This is a genomic window from Pseudonocardia oroxyli, from assembly GCF_900102195.1.
Classification (GTDB): Bacteria; Actinomycetota; Actinomycetes; order Mycobacteriales; family Pseudonocardiaceae; genus Pseudonocardia; species Pseudonocardia oroxyli.
On the sequence record NZ_FNBE01000002.1, the window covers coordinates 318,344 to 337,573 of the forward strand.

Annotated in this window: 13 protein-coding genes; 12 read left to right on the plus strand and 1 reads right to left on the minus strand. The window is 69.2% G+C overall.

All coding sequences use genetic code 11. The features are described from left to right. The first annotated feature begins 486 nt into the window (after positions 1–486). The 3 genes from rpoB (at position 487) to BLS43_RS04240 (ending at position 8,783) form a co-directional block, all read left to right on the plus strand. A complete protein-coding gene (gene rpoB, locus BLS43_RS04230; RefSeq protein WP_237196632.1) occupies positions 487–3,993 on the plus strand; it encodes a DNA-directed RNA polymerase subunit beta in 3,507 nt (1,168 codons plus the stop codon). 31 nt (positions 3,994–4,024) lie between these two features. Next, the gene (locus BLS43_RS04235) at positions 4,025–7,927 is read left to right on the plus strand and encodes a DNA-directed RNA polymerase subunit beta' (RefSeq protein WP_093076953.1); all 3,903 of its coding nucleotides are present in this window, start codon (positions 4,025–4,027) and stop codon (positions 7,925–7,927) included. Positions 7,928–8,084: 157 nt separating this feature from the next. After that, a complete protein-coding gene (locus BLS43_RS04240) occupies positions 8,085–8,783 on the plus strand; it encodes a helix-turn-helix transcriptional regulator (RefSeq protein ID WP_093076956.1) in 699 nt (232 codons plus the stop codon). Positions 8,784–8,928: 145 nt separating this feature from the next. On the opposite strand, the gene BLS43_RS04245 is transcribed toward BLS43_RS04240, so the two are convergent. Then, positions 8,929–11,208, minus strand: a complete 2,280-nt coding sequence (locus tag BLS43_RS04245) for an alpha/beta hydrolase fold domain-containing protein (protein WP_093076959.1) — start codon at positions 11,206–11,208, stop codon at positions 8,929–8,931. A gap of 488 nt (positions 11,209–11,696) precedes the next feature. On the opposite strand from BLS43_RS04245, the gene rpsL reads away from it, so the two are divergent. The 9 genes from rpsL to rplB all read left to right on the plus strand — a co-directional run bounded on the left by rpsL (position 11,697) and on the right by rplB (position 19,221). After that, on the plus strand, positions 11,697–12,071 hold the full coding sequence (rpsL, locus tag BLS43_RS04250; protein WP_093076962.1) for a 30S ribosomal protein S12: 375 nt from the start codon (positions 11,697–11,699) through the stop codon (positions 12,069–12,071). After that, entirely contained in the window at positions 12,071–12,541 is a 471-nt protein-coding gene (gene rpsG, locus BLS43_RS04255) for a 30S ribosomal protein S7 (protein WP_093076965.1), read from the plus strand. The genes rpsL and rpsG overlap by 1 nt, the downstream gene beginning before the upstream one ends. Before the next feature lie 44 nt (positions 12,542–12,585). After that, positions 12,586–14,688, plus strand: coding sequence for an elongation factor G (gene fusA / locus BLS43_RS04260; RefSeq protein WP_093076967.1), 2,103 nt, complete (start codon positions 12,586–12,588; stop codon positions 14,686–14,688). A 130-nt stretch (positions 14,689–14,818) separates the two neighbouring features. Further along, positions 14,819–16,012 carry an elongation factor Tu gene (tuf, locus tag BLS43_RS04265; protein ID WP_093076970.1) on the plus strand — a complete coding sequence of 398 codons (1,194 nt, stop codon included), beginning with the start codon at positions 14,819–14,821 and terminating at the stop codon, positions 16,010–16,012. 419 nt (positions 16,013–16,431) lie between these two features. Continuing rightward, positions 16,432–16,737 (plus strand): 30S ribosomal protein S10, encoded by a 306-nt coding sequence (gene rpsJ, locus BLS43_RS04270; RefSeq protein WP_003938093.1) that lies wholly within the window; start codon positions 16,432–16,434, stop codon positions 16,735–16,737. A gap of 7 nt (positions 16,738–16,744) precedes the next feature. Continuing rightward, positions 16,745–17,398 (plus strand): 50S ribosomal protein L3, encoded by a 654-nt coding sequence (gene rplC / locus BLS43_RS04275; protein ID WP_093076973.1) that lies wholly within the window; start codon positions 16,745–16,747, stop codon positions 17,396–17,398. Continuing rightward, the gene (rplD, locus tag BLS43_RS04280) at positions 17,398–18,075 is read left to right on the plus strand and encodes a 50S ribosomal protein L4 (protein WP_093076976.1); all 678 of its coding nucleotides are present in this window, start codon (positions 17,398–17,400) and stop codon (positions 18,073–18,075) included. Before rplC ends, rplD begins: the two co-directional genes overlap by 1 nt. Continuing rightward, complete coding sequence (gene rplW / locus BLS43_RS04285) at positions 18,072–18,371, plus strand: 50S ribosomal protein L23 (RefSeq protein WP_093076981.1); 300 nt, start codon at positions 18,072–18,074, stop codon at positions 18,369–18,371. Before rplD ends, rplW begins: the two co-directional genes overlap by 4 nt. A 16-nt stretch (positions 18,372–18,387) precedes the next feature. After that, positions 18,388–19,221 (plus strand): 50S ribosomal protein L2, encoded by an 834-nt coding sequence (gene rplB / locus BLS43_RS04290; protein WP_093076984.1) that lies wholly within the window; start codon positions 18,388–18,390, stop codon positions 19,219–19,221. Positions 19,222–19,230 lie beyond the last annotated feature (9 nt).

Here is a 19,230-nt window from a genome sequence, read left to right on the forward strand (position 1 = left end):
CGAGCGGCAGATGGTGACGCGCGGCGGGCCGACCGTCGACCGGGTGGTCGCCACCACGTCTTTGCCGGTCGTCCTCCGAGAAGGACCACTTACCGACGCGTACGGTCTTGACTCGGTGCGCCTGTCAGGTCACTCTTACGTCACGGTGCTTGGCTGACCCTGGTGAGCTGAGCGACGTGTCTCGACAGCGGCTGCATCGGCGGCTAGACTGACTCTTTGCGCTGCCTCCGCCCAGGTTCGGCGTGCACGCTGTCGGAAGTCTCACCGGTCTTCGAGCCGGTCGGAAGGTCCGTCATCGTGCTCGGCGGACCTGGTCGGGTGGCCGCGCCCTGACAACAGACGGCGAGTTCAGCTCCCCGGTGACACCCGACAACGTCGCCCGGATCGGCCACGGTACGGCCCGGTACCCGGTGCGGACGACGAAGACGGTAGCGCCTGAGGGGCCGCATTCGCCAGACGAGAGCGTAGTTCTCGGAAGGACGCATCTTGGCTGTCTCCCGCGCCACCGTGACCACTGCGACCCCTGGGAGCGTCGTCTCGGCGAACCCGAACTTCCCCGGCGCACCCACCCGCGTCTCCTTCGCGAAGATCGCCGAGCCCCTGGAGGTCCCGGACCTCCTGGACCTGCAGATCCAGTCGTTCCAGTGGCTGGTCGGCGACGAGGCGTGGTTCCAGCGCCGTATCGACGCCGGGGACGAGAACCCCGTCGGCGGGCTCGAGGAGATCCTGACGGAGATCTCTCCGATCGAGGACTTCTCGGGGTCCATGTCGCTGTCCTTCTCCGACCCCCGCTTCGACGAGGTCAAGGCCTCCGTCGAGGAGTGCCGGGACAAGGACATGACCTACGGTGCCCCGCTGTTCGTCACCGCGGAGTTCACCAACAACACCACCGGCGAGATCAAGAGCCAGACGGTGTTCATGGGTGACTTCCCGGTGATGACGGACAAGGGCACGTTCATCATCAACGGCACCGAGCGCGTCGTCGTGTCGCAGCTCGTCCGTTCCCCGGGCGTCTACTTCGACCACGCCATCGACAAGACCACCGAGAAGGACGTCTACTCGGTCAAGGTCATCCCCAGCCGCGGCGCGTGGCTGGAGTTCGACGTGGACAAGCGCGACACCGTCGGTGTCCGCATCGACCGCAAGCGCCGCCAGCCGGTCACCGTGCTGCTCAAGGCGCTCGGCTGGACCACCGAGGCGATCCGCGAGCGGTTCGGGTTCTCCGAGACCATCCTCGCGACGCTGGAGAAGGACCACACCGCCGGGCAGGACGAGGCGCTGCTGGACATCTACCGCAAGCTGCGCCCGGGCGAGCCGCCGACCCGCGAGAGCGCGCAGACGCTCCTGGAGAACCTGTTCTTCAAGGACAAGCGCTACGACCTCGCCAAGGTCGGCCGGTACAAGGTCAACAAGAAGCTCGGCCTGACCGAGCCCACCGAGGTCGGCACGCTGACCGAGGAGGACATCGCCACCACCATCGAGTACCTCGTGCGCCTGCACGCGGGCGAGACGGAGATGGCGGCCAAGGACGGGCGGGACATCCCCGTCGAGACGGACGACATCGACCACTTCGGCAACCGTCGTCTGCGCACCGTCGGCGAGCTCATCCAGAACCAGGTCCGCGTGGGCCTGTCCCGGATGGAGCGCGTCGTCCGGGAGCGGATGACCACGCAGGACGTCGAGGCCATCACGCCGCAGACCCTGATCAACATCCGGCCCGTCGTGGCCGCGATCAAGGAGTTCTTCGGCACCTCGCAGCTGTCCCAGTTCATGGACCAGCACAACCCGCTCGCCGGGCTGACGCACAAGCGGCGGCTCTCCGCGCTGGGTCCGGGTGGTCTGTCGCGTGAGCGGGCGGGCTTCGAGGTGCGAGACGTGCACCCGTCGCACTACGGCCGCATGTGTCCCATCGAGACCCCCGAGGGCCCGAACATCGGCCTGATCGGCTCGCTGAGCACGTTCGCCCAGGTCAACCCGTTCGGCTTCATCCAGACGCCGTACCGCCGGGTCGTCGAGGGCAAGGTCACCGACCAGATCGACTACCTGACGGCCGACGAGGAGGACCGTTTCGTCGTCGCGCAGGCCAACGCGCCGCTGAACGCGGACGGCTCCTTCACCGAGGACCGCGTCCTGGTCCGCATGAAGGGCGGCGAGGTCGACCTGATCTCGCCCACGGGCGTCGACTACATCGACGTCTCCCCGCGGCAGATGGTGTCGGTCGCGACCGCGCTCATCCCGTTCCTCGAGCACGACGACGCGAACCGCGCCCTCATGGGCGCGAACATGCAGCGCCAGTCCGTGCCGCTGCTCCGCTCCGAGTCGCCGCTCGTCGGCACCGGCATGGAGCTGCGCGCCGCGGTCGACGCGGGCGACGTGGTCGTCACCGAGAAGGCGGGTGTGGTCGAGGAGCTCTGCGCCGACTACATCACCGTCATGGCGGACGAGGGCACCCGGCAGACGTACCGGCTGAACAAGTTCCGGCGCTCGAACCAGGGCACCTGCAACAACCAGAAGCCGATCGTCGACGAGGGCCAGCGCGTCGAGGTGGGCCAGGTGCTCGCCGACGGGCCGTGCACCGAGAACGGCGAGATGGCCCTGGGCAAGAACCTGCTCGTGGCGATCATGCCGTGGGAGGGCCACAACTACGAGGACGCGATCATTCTGTCGCAGCGCCTCGTGCAGGACGACGTGCTCACCTCGATCCACATCGAGGAGCACGAGATCGACGCCCGGGACACCAAGCTCGGCGCCGAGGAGATCACCCGGGACATCCCGAACGTCTCCGAGGAGGTCCTCGCGGACCTGGACGAGCGCGGCATCATCCGGATCGGCGCCGAGGTCCAGCCCGGCGACATCCTGGTCGGCAAGGTCACGCCCAAGGGCGAGACGGAGCTGACCCCGGAGGAGCGCCTGCTCCGCGCGATCTTCGGCGAGAAGGCGCGCGAGGTGCGCGACACGTCGCTGAAGGTGCCCCACGGCGAGAACGGCAAGGTCATCGGCATCCGCGTGTTCTCGCGGGACGACGACGACGAGCTGCCCCCCGGCGTGAACGAGCTGGTCCGCGTCTACGTGGCCCAGAAGCGCAAGATCTCCGACGGCGACAAGCTCGCCGGGCGCCACGGCAACAAGGGCGTCATCGGCAAGATCCTGCCCGCCGAGGACATGCCGTTCCTGCCGGACGGCACCCCGGTCGACATCATCCTGAACACGCACGGTGTGCCGCGACGGATGAACATCGGCCAGGTCCTGGAGACCCACCTCGGGTGGATCGCCAAGTCCGGCTGGGAGATCGAGGGCAAGCCCGAGTGGGCGTCGAAGATGCCCGAGGAGCTCTACTCCGTGGCCCCCGACACGAACACGGCCACCCCGGTGTTCGACGGTGCCAAGGAGAACGAGATCACCGGGCTCCTGGCGAGCACGCGGCCGAACCGGGACGGCGACCGCATGGTCGGGCCGGACGGCAAGGCGCAGCTGTTCGACGGGCGCTCCGGCGAGCCGTACCCGTTCCCGGTGGCCGTCGGCTACATGTACATCCTGAAGCTGGCGCACCTGGTGGACGACAAGATCCACGCGCGTTCCACCGGTCCGTACTCGATGATCACCCAGCAGCCGCTCGGCGGTAAGGCCCAGTTCGGTGGCCAGCGCTTCGGTGAGATGGAGTGCTGGGCGATGCAGGCCTACGGCGCGGCGTACACGCTGCAGGAGCTGCTCACCATCAAGTCGGACGACGTGGTGGGTCGGGTCAAGGTCTACGAGGCCATCGTCAAGGGGGAGAACATCCCCGAGCCGGGCATCCCGGAGTCGTTCAAGGTGCTGCTGAAGGAGCTTCAGTCGCTCTGCCTGAACGTCGAGGTGCTCAGCTCCGACGGTGCCGCCATCGAGATGCGCGACACGGACGACGAGGACCTCGAGCGCGCCGCGGCGAACCTGGGCATCAACCTGTCCAGCCGCCCCGGCAGCGACTCGATGACCGTCGACGACGTCGTCAACTGACCCGGCCGAACCGTAGAGAAGGAAGTCAATCTTGCTCGACGTCAACTTCTTCGACGAGCTGCGGATCGGCCTGGCTACCGCTGAGGACATCCGCCAGTGGTCGCACGGCGAGGTCAAGAAGCCGGAGACCATCAACTACCGCACCCTCAAGCCCGAGAAGGACGGACTCTTCTGCGAGAAGATCTTCGGTCCGACCCGGGACTGGGAGTGCTACTGCGGCAAGTACAAGCGCGTCCGGTTCAAGGGCATCATCTGCGAGCGCTGCGGCGTCGAGGTCACTCGCGCCAAGGTGCGGCGTGAGCGGATGGGCCACATCGAGCTGGCCGCCCCGGTCACGCACATCTGGTACTTCAAGGGTGTGCCGAGCCGGCTGGGCTACCTGCTCGACCTGGCGCCGAAGGATCTCGAGAAGATCATCTACTTCGCCGCCTACGTGATCACCTCGGTGAACACCGAGCTGCGTCACCAGGACCTGTCCACGCTCGAGAACGAGATGAGCGTGGAGCGCAAGCGGGTCGAGCAGCGCCGCGACCAGGACCTGGAGGCCCGGGCCCAGAAGCTCGAGGCCGACCTGGCCGAGCTCGAGGCCGAGGGCGCCAAGGGTGACGTGCGCCGCAAGGTCAAGGACGGTGGCGAGCGCGAGATGCGCCAGCTCCGCGACCGCGCCCAGCGCGAGCTGGACCGGCTGGACGAGATCTGGACGACGTTCTCGAAGCTGGACGTCCAGCAGCTGATCCCGGACGAGTCGCTGTACCGCGAGCTGTACGACCGGTACGGGGACTACTTCACCGGCGCCATGGGTGCCGAGGCGATCCAGAACCTGCTGCAGACCTTCGACATCCCGGCCGAGGCCGAGAAGCTGCGGGAGATCATCCGCAGCGGCAAGGGGCAGAAGAAGCTCCGCGCCCTCAAGCGCCTCAAGGTCGTCGCCGCGTTCCAGACCACGGGCAACTCGCCCATGGGCATGGTGCTCGACTGCGTCCCGGTCATCCCGCCGGACCTGCGCCCCATGGTGCAGCTCGACGGTGGCCGCTTCGCCACATCCGACCTGAACGACCTGTACCGCCGGGTCATCAACCGGAACAACCGCCTCAAGCGACTGATCGACCTCGGCGCGCCCGAGATCATCGTCAACAACGAGAAGCGGATGCTGCAGGAGGCCGTCGACGCGCTGTTCGACAACGGCCGCCGCGGCCGTCCGGTGACGGGCCCGGGCAACCGGCCGCTCAAGTCGCTGTCCGACCTGCTCAAGGGCAAGCAGGGCCGGTTCCGTCAGAACCTGCTCGGCAAGCGCGTCGACTACTCCGGCCGTTCGGTCATCGTCGTCGGCCCGCAGCTCAAGCTGCACCAGTGCGGTCTGCCCAAGCAGATGGCGCTGGAGCTGTTCAAGCCGTTCGTGATGAAGCGGCTGGTCGACCTGAACCACGCGCAGAACATCAAGTCCGCCAAGCGGATGGTGGAGCGCGGGCGCTCGCAGGTGTGGGACGTGCTCGAGGAGGTCATCTCCGAGCACCCCGTGCTGCTCAACCGTGCGCCCACGCTGCACCGCCTCGGCATCCAGGCCTTCGAGCCGCAGCTGGTGGAGGGCAAGGCCATCCAGCTGCACCCGCTGGTCTGCGAGGCGTTCAACGCGGACTTCGACGGTGACCAGATGGCCGTCCACCTGCCGCTGTCGGCCGAGGCCCAGGCCGAGGCCCGGGTGCTGATGCTCTCGAGCAACAACATCCTGTCGCCCGCGTCGGGTCGTCCGCTCGCCATGCCGCGTCTGGACATGGTCACGGGTCTGTACCACCTGACCCGCGAGCGGCCGGACGCCTTCGGCAACGGGCAGTCGTACAGCTCGGTCGCCGAGGCGATCATGGCGTACGACCGCAAGGCCCTGCACCTGCAGGCGCCCATCAAGATCCGGCTCCCCGGGGTCGCCCCGGTCGCCGGCATCGAGGTGCCCGAGGGAGACGTCTGGCTCGCCGAGACGACCCTGGGCCGGGTGCTCTTCAACGAGCTCCTCCCGGCGGACTACCCGTTCGTCAACGAGGCGCTCCCGAAGAAGCGCCAGGCCGCGATCATCAACGAGCTGGCCGAGCAGTACTCGATGACCGAGGTCGCGCAGTGCCTCGACCGCCTGAAGGACGCCGGGTTCTACTGGGCCACCCGGTCCGGCGTCACGATCGCGATCGACGACGTCGTGGTGCCGCCGAACAAGCAGGAGATCCTGGACTCGTACGAGGCCAAGGCGGACCAGGTCAACAAGCGGTACCAGCGCGGTGCGCTCTCCCACCAGGAGCGCAACGACGAGATGGTCAAGATCTGGACCCAGGCGTCCGAAGAGGTCGCCAAGGCCATGGAGGACAACTTCCCCGACGACAACCCGATCCCGATGATCGTGAAGTCGGGCGCGGCGGGCAACATGACGCAGGTCCGGCAGCTCGCCGGCATGCGTGGTCTGGTCGCCAACCCCAAGGGTGAGTACATCCCCCGGCCGATCAAGGCGAACTTCCGCGAGGGCCTGACGGTGCTGGAGTACTTCATCTCCACGCACGGCACCCGGAAGGGTCTGGCGGACACCGCGCTGCGGACCGCCGACTCGGGTTACCTGACCCGTCGTCTGGTCGACGTGTCGCAGGACGTCATCGTCCGCGAGGTCGACTGCGGGACCTCCCGCGCCGTGAACATGGCCGTCACCGAGGAGACGGCGGACGGGACGCTGATCCCGCACCGCTACATCCGCACGTCGGTGTACGCCCGCTGCTCGGCGGACGAGGTCAAGGACGCGGACGGCAACGTCATCGTCGAGAAGGGCGGTGACCTCGGTGACCCGGCACTCGACGCCCTCGTGGCGGCGGGCATCCGGTCGATCCGGGTGCGCAGCGCCCTGACCTGCGAGTCGACCACCGGCATCTGCGGCATGTGCTACGGCCGCTCGATGGCCACCGGCAAGCTGGTGGACGTCGGCGAGGCCGTCGGCATCGTCGCCGCCCAGTCCATCGGTGAGCCGGGTACGCAGCTGACGATGCGTACCTTCCACCAGGGTGGTGTCGCCGGTGACGACATCACGACCGGTCTGCCCCGTGTCACGGAGCTCTTCGAGGCTCGCGTGCCGCGCGGCAAGGCGCCCATCGCGGACGTCGACGGCCGGATCCGCATCGAGGACGGCGACCGCTTCTGGAAGATCACCCTCACGCCGGACGACGGCGGCGAGGAGATCGTCTACGAGAAGCTGTCGAAGCGTCAGTGGCTGGCCATGACCGTGGCCGACGGCGAGGAGCGCCCGCTCCGCGACGGTGACCACGTGGCCGTCGGGCAGCTGCTGCTCGAGGGCACCGCGGACCCCCACGAGGTCCTGCGGGTCATGGGTCCGCGTGAGGTGCAGCTGCACCTCGTGCGTGAGGTGCAGAAGGTGTACCGCACGCAGAGCGTGGACATCCACGACAAGCACATCGAGGTCATCGTCCGGCAGATGCTCCGCCGGGTGACGATCATCGACTCGGGTGCCACCGAGTTCCTGCCCGGCGCGCTCGCCGAGCGGGGCGAGTTCGAGTCGGAGAACCGGCGCGTGGTGTCCGAGGGCAACGAGCCGGCCTCCGGCCGCCCGGTGCTCATGGGGATCACCAAGGCCTCGCTGGCGACGGAGTCGTGGCTGTCCGCGGCCTCGTTCCAGGAGACCACCCGGATCCTCACCGATGCCGCGATCAACGGGAAGCGCGACAAGCTCGTCGGGCTGAAGGAGAACGTGATCATCGGCAAGCTGATCCCCGCGGGCACGGGGATCGGCCGGTACCGCAACATCCAGGTGCAGCCCACGGAGGAGGCCCGCGCGGCCGCCTACGCGCTGCCGAGCTACGACGACGGCTACTACAGCCCCGACGTGTTCGGCACCGGCACCGGTGCGGCGGTCCCGCTGGACGACTACGACTTCGGTCGGGACTTCCGCTAGTCCGCAGCACGCGAACGGGCCGGTCACCTTCGGGTGGCCGGCCCGTTCGTCGTCTCGGGAGCGGTGGGCCCGCCCGCGGCACCCCCCTGGGCTGCGGACGGGCTGTCATACTCGAATCCACACACGCTTCCGAGCTAGTACCCGGGTGAGTACTTCGATGAGCGCGCTCCAGGTGGTGGCGGACCGGATGGCCGCCGCCGGCTCCGTGGCGGACGTGCGCGCGGCGTTCCTGCAGCATGCGGGCGCGGCCCTGGGGAGCGATGTGCGGGCCATCTACCTGCACGGACCGGACGACCGCCCGGTCTCGGCGGACGCGGTCGGCCTGAGCGACTCGGTGCTGCGGCGCTACGAGGATCTCGGCCGCGACTGTGACCCGGTCCTCGACCTGATCGTCGCCGAGCACGTCGCGGTCAGCGCGCTGGACCTGCTCGGGCCGGATCGCTGGCACGCGACGGACCTCTACGACCACGTGATGGCGCCCGCGGACCTGGAGCACTACATCGCGGCCCCCCTCTTGGGACAGGGGCGGATCGTGGGAACCCTCGGGTTCACCCGGCGGCGGGGCGCGGCACCGTTCACCGCCGCGGAGATCGGCCGGGCCGCCGCGCTCGCCCACCACGTGTCCGCCCTCGTCGCCCGCTTCCCCACCGAGCCGGTCGAGCCGGGGTCGGCGCTGCCGCTGACCGCGCGGGACCGCGAGATCGTGGCGCTCGTCGTACGCGGCCGGACGAACGCCGAGATCGGCGCCGCGCTGCACATCAGCGCGAACACGGTGAAGCAGACGCTCAAGCGGATCTTCGCCCGCACCGGCGTGCAGAACCGCACCGAGCTCGCCGCCCGCGCCGCCCGCGGGTAGCCGGGCGGGATCGTGGAGCGCGCTGCGCGCCGGGCGCACTGAGAGCCCACGTTTCGTGCGCTCAGCGCGGCATGATCAGCGTTCGCGTGCCCTCAGCGTTGCCCGGACAGCGCTGAGAGCACGAAACGTGCACCCGCCCCGCCCCTCAGTCGAGGACGTACTCGGCGGGGTCGAAGTCGGCGGTGCGGCGGGCGTACTCGCGCATGGTGCCCGGCCAGTTGTTGGTGATGCGGCCGGAGTCGGTGCGGTACCAGCTGGTGCACTCGGTCCAGACGCTGTCGCCGAGCCTGCCCTGCATCTCGACGTCGTAGGCGGACGCCACGTCGGGGCGGACCTCGATCGAGCGGGCGCCGCCCGCGAGCCGCCGGATGCCCTCGCGCGCGTAGCGGATCTGGCACTCCAGCATGTGCACGATCGAGCCGGACCCGACGTTGGTGTTGGGACCGTAGAGCACGAACAGGTTCGGGAAGCCCGGGACCGTCACGCCCAGGTGGGCCCGCGCCCCGTCCCGCCACTCCTCGGACAGCTCCCGCCCGCTGCGCCCGGTCACCCGCATCGGCGCCAGGAAGTCCTGGGTGCGGAACCCCGTGCCGAAGACGATCACGTCGCACGGGTGGAGTACGCCGTCCGCGGTCCGGAGGCCCTCCGCGGTGACCTCGACGATCTTCTCCGTCCGGACCTCCACGTTCGGCCGGGCGAGCGCCCGGAACCAGTCCGACGAGAGCAGCACCCGCTTGCACCCGACGGGGTAGTCGGGCGCGAGCCGGGACCGCAGACCCGCCTCGGGGACCTGCAGGCGCAGCTGGGCGTGGTGGGCCAGGGCGAAGACGCGGGCGAAGGGCTTGATCGCGGTGAAGCCGAGGGCGCCGAACTCGAAGAACCCGGTCCAGAAGGTGCGCGCCAGCCGGGCGCGCAGGCGCGAGGCGGGCCGTCGGTAGGGGCGGTCGGTCTTCGGGATGACGTACGGCGCGGAGCGCTGGAAGACCGTCACCCGGGCGGCCTCCGGGGCGATCGCCGGCACGAACTGGATGGCGCTCGCGCCGCTGCCGACGACGCCGATCCGCTTGCCGCGCAGGTCCACCGAGTGGTCCCAGCGGGCGGAGTGGAAGACGGGGCCGGTGAAGGACCCCAGGCCGGGCAGCTCGGGAACGGCGGGGTGGGAGAGCTGCCCGCAGGCGGAGACCAGGGCCTCGGCCTCGATCTCGCCGTCGGACGTGGCCAGGCGCCACACCGCCGCGGCGTCGTCCCAGCTCGCCGACGTGACCTCGGTGTCGTAGCGGACGGGGAGCTCACCCGCGACCCCCTCCAGGTAGCGCAGGATGTCCGGCTGCGGGGCGAAGCGGCGACTCCAGTCGCCCGCGGCGAACGAGTACGAGTAGAGGTGGGAGGGGACGTCGCAGGCCGCGCCGGGATAGGTGTTGTCCCGCCACACCCCGCCCGGCCGCGCCGCCTTCTCCAGCACCGTGACCTCGCCGAGGTCGTCCTCCCGCAGCGCCGTGCCCATCCCGATGCCGCCGAACCCCGCCCCGACGACGGCGACCCGCGGCCGTCGGGCGGCCAGGTCCCGGCGCAGCGCCAGGCCGAGCTCGCGGACGTCCGCGTGCGCGCGGTCGAGCAGGCCCGCTTCGAGGGCGTGGTCGTGCCACATGCCGGGGGAGCGGCGGTAGGTGACCCGGTCCAGCTTCTCGACCAGCCGGTCCGCATCCCCGACCAGCACCTCGTCCGCACCCGCCAGCACGTGGACCGGCGGCAGACCGGAGAGGTCGGCCTCCAGCGGCCGCAGCTCGGGCGGGACCGGGCGGCCCCCGAGGTACGCCTCGAGTCCCGCCCGGAGCAGGCCCGGCCCCAGCATCGCGTCGGAGCCCGCGTTGCCCTCGATGTGCGGATCGGTCAGCGAGAGGTCCACCCAGGGCGAGATCAGCCCGACGGTCGCGGGCAGCGGGATCCCCTTGTCGCGCAGGCGGAGCAGCAGCGCGAGAACCAGCCCGCCGCCCGCGGAATCTCCGGCGAGGGCGAGGTGTTGAGCAGAGTGCGTGCGGAGCAGGGCGGTATAGGCCTGCTCCGCGTCGTCCAGCCCCGCCGGGTACGGGTGTTCCGGGGCGAGCCGGTAGTCGAGCAGGTCGACCGGCGCGCCCGTGGACTCCGCGAGCCAGGCCGCCGGCGAGCGGTGCGACCAGGGCGAGCCGACGATGTAGCCGCCGCCGTGCAGGAAGAGCACGCGGCGCTGCGGGTCGGCCCCGGGGGTCCGGACACGCAGTCCGTCCGCGGTCCGGTCCGTCCGGGTCCCGCGCGGGACGGGCAGCAGTCTGCCCTGGACGTCGACCAGCCTGCGGGCGACCGACGTCGGCAGTCGGGGCGAGAGCGACGGGGCGACCAGCAGTCGGGTCGCCGTGCGGACAGCGGCACACGGCAGTGTGAGGCGCATGATCGGGGAGGGTAACGATGCAGGTCACGACAGCCGAGGGGCCGCACGGGCCGTCCGTGGCACCGGCGGGGCCCGAAGGACTGTCGGGTGCGGCGAGCGCGAGTCGATCTGCGACGAGCGGGTGAGTCGCCTTGCCCGGCGTCGGGCGGATGCGGCACCCTGCGGGGAACGCGGCGGTGGCCGGGAGACGACCGGCGGGCGGACGAGGCGTGCGGGTGTGGACCCGTTTTGACCCTCGTTTCCGGGGCCGCGTACCCTTGTGACGTGCGCGCGTTCATTCGCGTGCCCTCCGTCCGTCCCGGACGCTCCCGAGGGTTCCCCGACTCCCGGTGGGTGCACGAGTCGCGACACGCCCGACCTCGGGGGTCGGCACCCGGAGTGGAACCGGGGCTCCCGGACCCGAGCGGGCACGCACGATCCGCCCAGCCGGGCCTCCGCCCGGGTGAGACACCTGAGCATCACGAGCAGGGAAAGAGAACAGAGGGTTCATGCCCACGATCCAGCAGTTGGTCCGCAAGGGCCGCGAGGACAAGGTCAGCAAGACCAAGACCGCCGCGCTCAAGGGTTCGCCCCAGCGCCGCGGGGTCTGCACCCGCGTCTACACCACCACCCCGAAGAAGCCGAACTCCGCGCTGCGGAAGGTCGCTCGCGTCAAGCTGAGCTCCGGCATCGAGGTCACCGCGTACATCCCGGGTGAGGGCCACAACCTGCAGGAGCACTCGATCGTGCTCGTGCGTGGCGGCCGTGTGAAGGACCTCCCGGGTGTCCGCTACAAGGTCATCCGCGGTTCGCTCGACACCCAGGGTGTCAAGAACCGCAAGCAGTCCCGTAGCCGGTACGGCGCGAAGAAGGAGAAGAGCTGATGCCTCGCAAGGGCCCCGCTCCCAAGCGTCCGCTCGTCTCGGACCCGGTCTACAGCTCGCCGCTGGTGACCCAGCTCATCAACAAGGTGCTCAAGGACGGCAAGCGTTCGCTCGCCGAGCGGATCGTCTACGCCGCGCTCGAGGGCACCCGGGACAAGACCGGCACCGACCCGGTCGTCACGCTCAAGCGCGCGTTGGACAACGTCAAGCCGGCCCTCGAGGTCCGCAGCCGCCGTGTCGGTGGCGCGACCTACCAGGTGCCCGTCGAGGTGCGTGCCGTCCGGCAGACCACGCTCGGTCTGCGGTGGCTGGTCAGCTACGCGGGCCAGCGCCGCGAGAAGACGATGGTCGAGCGCCTGATGAACGAGCTGCTCGACGCGAGCAACGGTCTCGGCGCCAGCGTCAAGCGTCGCGAGGACATGCACAAGATGGCGGAGTCCAACAAGGCCTTCGCCCACTACCGCTGGTGACGGGCCGACCGTCCGCGCCAACCTGGTCTAGGGAGAGCTGAGAAGTGGCAGCACAGGATGTGCTGACGGACCTCACCAAGGTCCGCAACATCGGCATCATGGCCCACATCGACGCCGGTAAGACCACCACCACCGAGCGGATCCTGTACTACACGGGGATCAACTACAAGATCGGTGAGGTCCACGACGGCGCGGCCACGATGGACTGGATGGAGGAGGAGCAGAAGCGCGGCATCACGATCACGTCCGCCGCGACGACCTGCTTCTGGAAAGACCACCAGATCAACATCATCGACACGCCCGGCCACGTCGACTTCACCGTCGAGGTGGAGCGGTCGCTGCGCGTGCTCGACGGCGCCGTCGCGGTCTTCGACGGCAAGGAGGGGGTCGAGCCGCAGTCCGAGCAGGTCTGGCGGCAGGCCACCAAGTACGACGTCCCGCGCATCTGCTTCGTCAACAAGATGGACAAGCTCGGCGCGGACTTCTACTTCACCGTCGGCACCATCAAGGACCGGCTCGGCGCCACGCCGCTGCCGATCCAGCTGCCCATCGGCTCGGAGAACGACTTCATCGGCGTCGTGGACCTGGTCCGCATGCGTGCCCTCACCTGGCGTGGGGACGTGCAGAAGGGCGAGGACTACACCGTCGAGGAGATCCCGGCGGACCTCAAGGAGCGCGCGGAGGAGTACCACACCGCCCTCGTCGAGGCCGTGGCCGAGACCGACGACGAGCTCATGGAGCTCTACCTCGGTGGCGAGGAGCTGACCGTCGAGCAGATCCAGGCGGGCATCCGCCGGATCGTGAAGGACCGCTCGGCGTACCCGGTGCTCTGTGGCTCCGCGTTCAAGAACAAGGGCGTCCAGCCCATGCTCGACGCGGTCATCGACTACCTGCCCTCGCCGTACGACGTGCCGCCGGTCGAGGGCACGCTGACCGACGGGGAGACCCCGGCCAGCCGCAAGCCCAGCAAGGACGAGCCCTTCGCGGGCCTGGCCTTCAAGATCGCCGCGCACCCGTTCTTCGGCAAGCTGACCTACGTCCGGGTGTACTCGGGCCGGGTCGCCGCGGGCTCCCAGGTCGTCAACTCGACCAAGGACCGCAAGGAGCGCATCGGGAAGCTCTTCCAGATGCACGCCAACAAGGAGAACCCGGTGGACGAGGCCCTCGCGGGCCACATCTACGCGGTCATCGGGCTGAAGGACACGACCACGGGCGACACGCTCTGCGACCCGCAGGCGCCCATCGTCCTCGAGTCGATGACCTTCCCGGACCCGGTCATCCAGGTCGCCGTCGAGCCCAAGACGAAGGCGGACCAGGAGAAGCTGGGCATCGCGATCCAGAAGCTCGCCGAAGAGGACCCGACGTTCCAGGTCTCCCTGGACGACGAGACCGGACAGACGATCATCGCCGGCATGGGCGAGCTCCACCTCGAGGTGCTCGTCAACCGGATGAAGAGCGACTACAAGGTCGAAGCCAACATCGGCAAGCCGCAGGTGGCGTACCGCGAGACGATCCGCAAGGCCGTCGAGAAGTACAGCTACACGCACAAGAAGCAGACCGGTGGGTCGGGGCAGTTCGCGAAGGTCCTGATCAACCTGGAGCCGCTCGACACGACCGACGGTGCGCTCTACGAGTTCGACAACAAGGTCACCGGTGGCCGCATCCCGCGGGAGTACATCCCGTCGGTGGACGCCGGCGCGCAGGACGCCATGCAGTACGGCATCCTCGCGGGCTACCCGCTCGTCGGGATCAAGCTGACCCTCGTCGACGGTGCGTACCACGAGGTCGACTCGTCCGAGATGGCGTTCAAGGTCGCCGGCTCGATGGCGCTGAAGGAGGCCGCGAGGCTGGCCTCCCCGGCGATCCTCGAGCCGATGATGGCCGTCGAGGTCACGACGCCCGAGGACTACATGGGCGACGTCATCGGCGACCTCAACTCCCGCCGCGGCCAGATCCAGGCCATGGAGGAGCGTGCGGGCGCCCGCGTCGTCAAGGCGCTGGTCCCGCTGTCGGAGATGTTCGGCTACGTCGGTGACCTCCGGTCGCGGACCCAGGGCCGGGCGAACTACACGATGGTGTTCGACAGCTACGCCGAGGTCCCCTCGAGCGTGGCCAAGGAGATCATCGCGAAGGCGACCGGCGAGTAGTCCGGACCGCTCGCGAGGTGTGGGCCGGGGATCGGTAGGGTCTCCGCCAATTCCCGGCCCCCACCTTCTCAATCCAAGACCTGCCGTCAGCACGGCGGAGTACGAATACCAAGTCCAGGAGGACAGCACAGTGGCGAAGGCGAAGTTCGAGCGGACCAAGCCGCACGTCAACATCGGCACGATCGGTCACATCGACCACGGCAAGACCACGCTGACGGCGGCCATCACCAAGGTCCTGCACGACAAGTACCCGGACCTCAACGAGGCCTCGGCGTTCGACATGATCGACAAGGCTCCCGAGGAGCGTCAGCGCGGCATCACGATCTCGATCGCGCACGTCGAGTACCAGACCGAGAAGCGGCACTACGCGCACGTCGACTGCCCCGGTCACGCCGACTACATCAAGAACATGATCACCGGTGCGGCGCAGATGGACGGCGCCATCCTGGTGGTCGCGGCGACCGACGGCCCCATGCCGCAGACGCGTGAGCACGTGCTGCTCGCCCGCCAGGTCGGCGTGCCGTACATCGTGGTGGCCCTGAACAAGGCCGACATGGTGGACGACGAGGAGATCATGGAGCTCGTCGAGCTCGAGGTCCGCGAGCTCCTCTCGTCGCAGGACTACCCGGGCGACGACCTCCCGATCGTCCGCGTCTCGGCGCTCAAGGCGCTCGAGGGCGACGCGGAGTGGGGCGGCAAGCTGCTCGAGCTCATGGACGCCGTGGACGAGTCGATCCCGGAGCCGGAGCGCGACACCGACAAGCCGTTCCTCATGCCGGTCGAGGACGTCTTCACCATCACCGGGCGCGGCACGGTCGTCACCGGCCGTATCGAGCGCGGCATCGTGAAGGTCAACGAGACCGTCGAGATCGTCGGCATCCGCGAGAAGGCCACCACGACCACCGTCACCGGTGTCGAGATGTTCCGCAAGATCCTCGACGAGGGTCGCGCGGGTGAGAACGTCGGCCTGCTGCTCCGCGGCATCAAGCGCGAGGACGTCGAGCGCGGCCAGGTCGTCGTGAAGCCGAACTCGATCACCCCGCACACCGAGTTCGAGGCCCAGGTCTACATCCTGGGCAAGGACGAGGGTGGCCGTCACACGCCGTTCTTCAACAACTACCGTCCGCAGTTCTACTTCCGGACGACGGACGTGACCGGCGTGGTGACCCTCCCGCAGGGCACCGAGATGGTCATGCCGGGCGACAACACGGAGATCAGCGTCCAGCTGATCCAGCCCATCGCCATGGAGGAGGGCCTCCAGCTCGCCATCCGTGAGGGTGGGCGGACCGTGGGCGCCGGCCAGGTCACCAAGATCGTCAAGTAAGACCCTTCTGCGGCCCGTGTCCCCTGGTGGGGCACGGGCCGCACCCCGGTTGAGGGCCACATTTTTCGGTGTGGCATCCTTGACGGGTTGCGCGCGACGGGTGCGCACGCGGAAGTCGGCCTCCGATACTCCGTGACATACCCGCCGTGCCGACCCCGGAGTGAAGTGATCCCCCTGGGGGGTGAGCGGAGTCCCGGGGACCGGTATGCGAAGCGTAGGGCGACACGCCCGACCTCGTGGACCGGAGCCCACTGGGTGAGACGTGAACAGAGCGCGGACGCACCAGATCCGCATCGGATGCCACGGCAGAACCGTGCGTCGATCACTTGTGGTGCGAGCGAGCTGGTCGGGGCTCCCCAGACGGGTGGACACCCGGAGACACCGCAACGGCGGCAGGAAGAAGAGGACGACCCACGACCATGGCGGGACAGAAGATCCGCATCAGGCTCAAGGCCTACGACCACGAGGCAATCGACGCGTCTGCTCGCAAGATCGTGGAGACGGTGACGCGTACCGGTGCTCGTGTGGTCGGCCCTGTGCCTCTGCCCACCGAGAAGAACGTGTACTGCGTCATCCGCTCGCCGCACAAGTACAAGGACTCGCGCGAGCACTTCGAGATGCGCACGCACAAGCGGCTGATCGACATCCTCGACCCGACGCCGAAGACGGTCGACGCGCTCATGCGCATCGACCTGCCGGCCAGTGTCGACGTCAACATCCAGTAGGGCACCGATGAGCGACAGGCAGATCACCGGGATCCTGGGGCGCAAGCTCGGGATGACCCAGGTATTCGACGAGAACAACCGCGTTGTTCCGGTCACCGTGGTTCAGGCCGGGCCGAACGTCGTGACCCAGATCCGCTCGCAGGAGACGGACGGGTACGTCGCGGTCCAGCTCGCCTTCGGTGCGATCGACCCCCGCAAGGTGAACAAGCCCGAGACGGGCCACTTCGCCAAGGCGGGCGTCACGCCGCGCCGGTACACGGTGGAGCTGCGCACGACCGACGCGGCGAGCTACGAGCTCGGCCAGGAGATCACCGCCGAGGCCTTCGAGCCCGGCGCGATCGTCGACGTCGTCGGCACCACCAAGGGCAAGGGCACCGCGGGTGTCATGAAGCGCCACGGCTTCAAGGGCCTGGGCGCGTCGCACGGTACCCAGCGCAAGCACCGCTCGCCCGGCTCGATCGGCGGGTGTGCCACCCCCGGTCGCGTCTTCAAGGGCGTGCGGATGGCGGGTCGCATGGGTGTCGCGCGGCAGACCACGCAGAACCTGAAGATCCACCGCGTCGACGCCGAGCGCGGCCTGCTGCTGCTGAAGGGTGCCGTTCCCGGCCCCAAGGGCGGCCTCGTCGTGGTGAAGAGCGCTGCGAAGGGTGGTGCGAAGTAATGGCCACCGTCAACGTGGTCGACGCCAAGGGCGAGAAGACCGGTTCGGCCGAGCTCCCGGAGCACGTCTTCGACGTGACCGCGAACGTCCCGCTGATGCACCAGGTCGTCGTCGCCCAGCAGGCGGCCGCCCGCCAGGGCACGCACGACACCAAGACCCGGGGCGAGGTCCGCGGCGGCGGCAAGAAGCCGTACCGCCAGAAGGGCACCGGCCGGGCCCGCCAGGGCTCGACCCGCGCGCCGCAGTTCGCGGGCGGTGGCACCGTCCACGGCCCGACGCCGCGCGACTACGCCCAGAAGACCCCGAAGAAGATGAAGGCCGCCGCCCTGCGTGGCGCCCTGTCGGACCGCGCCCGCGCCGGGCTGGTCCACGTCGTCTCCGGGCTGGTCGAGGGGGACACCCCGTCGACGAAGTCGGCGCGCCAGGCCCTCGCGGCCGTCGCGGGCGCCGAGACCAAGGTCCTCGCGGTCGTCGACCGGGACGACTCGGTGAACCTGCTGAGCCTGCGCAACCTCCCCGAGGTGCACCTGATCGCGCCGGACCAGCTGAACACCTACGACGTGCTGGTCAACGACGTCGTGCTGTTCACGCAGGCCTCGCTCGACGCGTTCCTGGCCGGCCCGATCGCGGTCAAGACGAAGCGTGCCGAGCGCGCGGAGAAGGAGGCGGGCAAGTGATCCCCGACCCGCGCGACATCCTGCTCGCGCCGGTGGTGTCCGAGAAGAGCTACAGCCTGCTGGACGGCAAGCAGTACACCTTCCTGGTCCACCCGGACGCGAACAAGACCCAGATCAAGATCGCTGTGGAGAAGGTCTTCGGGGTGAAGGTCGTCAGCGTGAACACGCTGAACCGCCCCGGGAAGCGCAAGCGCGCCAAGACCGGCTACGGCAAGCGCAAGGACACCAAGCGCGCGATCGTCACGCTCTCCGAGGAGAGCAAGGACATCGACGTCTTCGGTGCCCGGGCGAGCTGAGGGATTGAGCTGACTCATGGGTATCCGTAAGTACAAGCCGACGACTCCCGGCCGCCGCGGTTCCAGCGTCTCCGATTTCGCGGAGATCACCCGCGACACCCCGGAGAAGTCGCTGATCCGTCCGCTGCACAACAAGGGCGGTCGCAACGCGCACGGCAAGGTCACCACCCGCCACCAGGGCGGCGGCCACAAGCGTGCCTACCGCCTGATCGACTTCCGGCGGAACGACAAGGACGGCATCCCGGCCACCGTCGCGCACATCGAGTACGACCCCAACCGGACGTCTCGGATCGCGCTCCTGCACTTCGCGGACGGCGAGAAGCGCTACATCATCGCGCCCGCCCGCCTGAAGCAGGGGGACAAGGTCGAGTCCGGCCCCCGCGCCGACATCAAGGTCGGCAACAACCTGCCGCTGCGCAACATCCCGACCGGCACCGTGATCCACGCGATCGAGCTCCGCCCCGGTGGCGGCGCCAAGATCGCGCGGTCGGCCGGCTCGAGCGTGCAGCTGGTGGCGAAGGACGGCCCCTACGCGCAGCTGCGCATGCCGTCCGGCGAGATCCGCAACGTCGACGTGCGCTGCCGCGCCACCGTCGGCGAGGTGGGCAACGCCGAGCACTCCAACATCAACTGGGGCAAGGCGGGCCGCATGCGGTGGAAGGGCAAGCGCCCGACCGTCCGTGGTGTCGCCATGAACCCGGTCGACCACCCGCACGGTGGTGGTGAGGGCAAGACCTCCGGTGGTCGCCACCCGGTCAACCCCGCGGGCAAGCCCGAGGGCCGCACCCGCCGCACCAAGCCGTCCGACAAGTTGATCGTCCGCCGGCGTCGTACCGGCAAGAAGCGCTAGAGCAGGAGG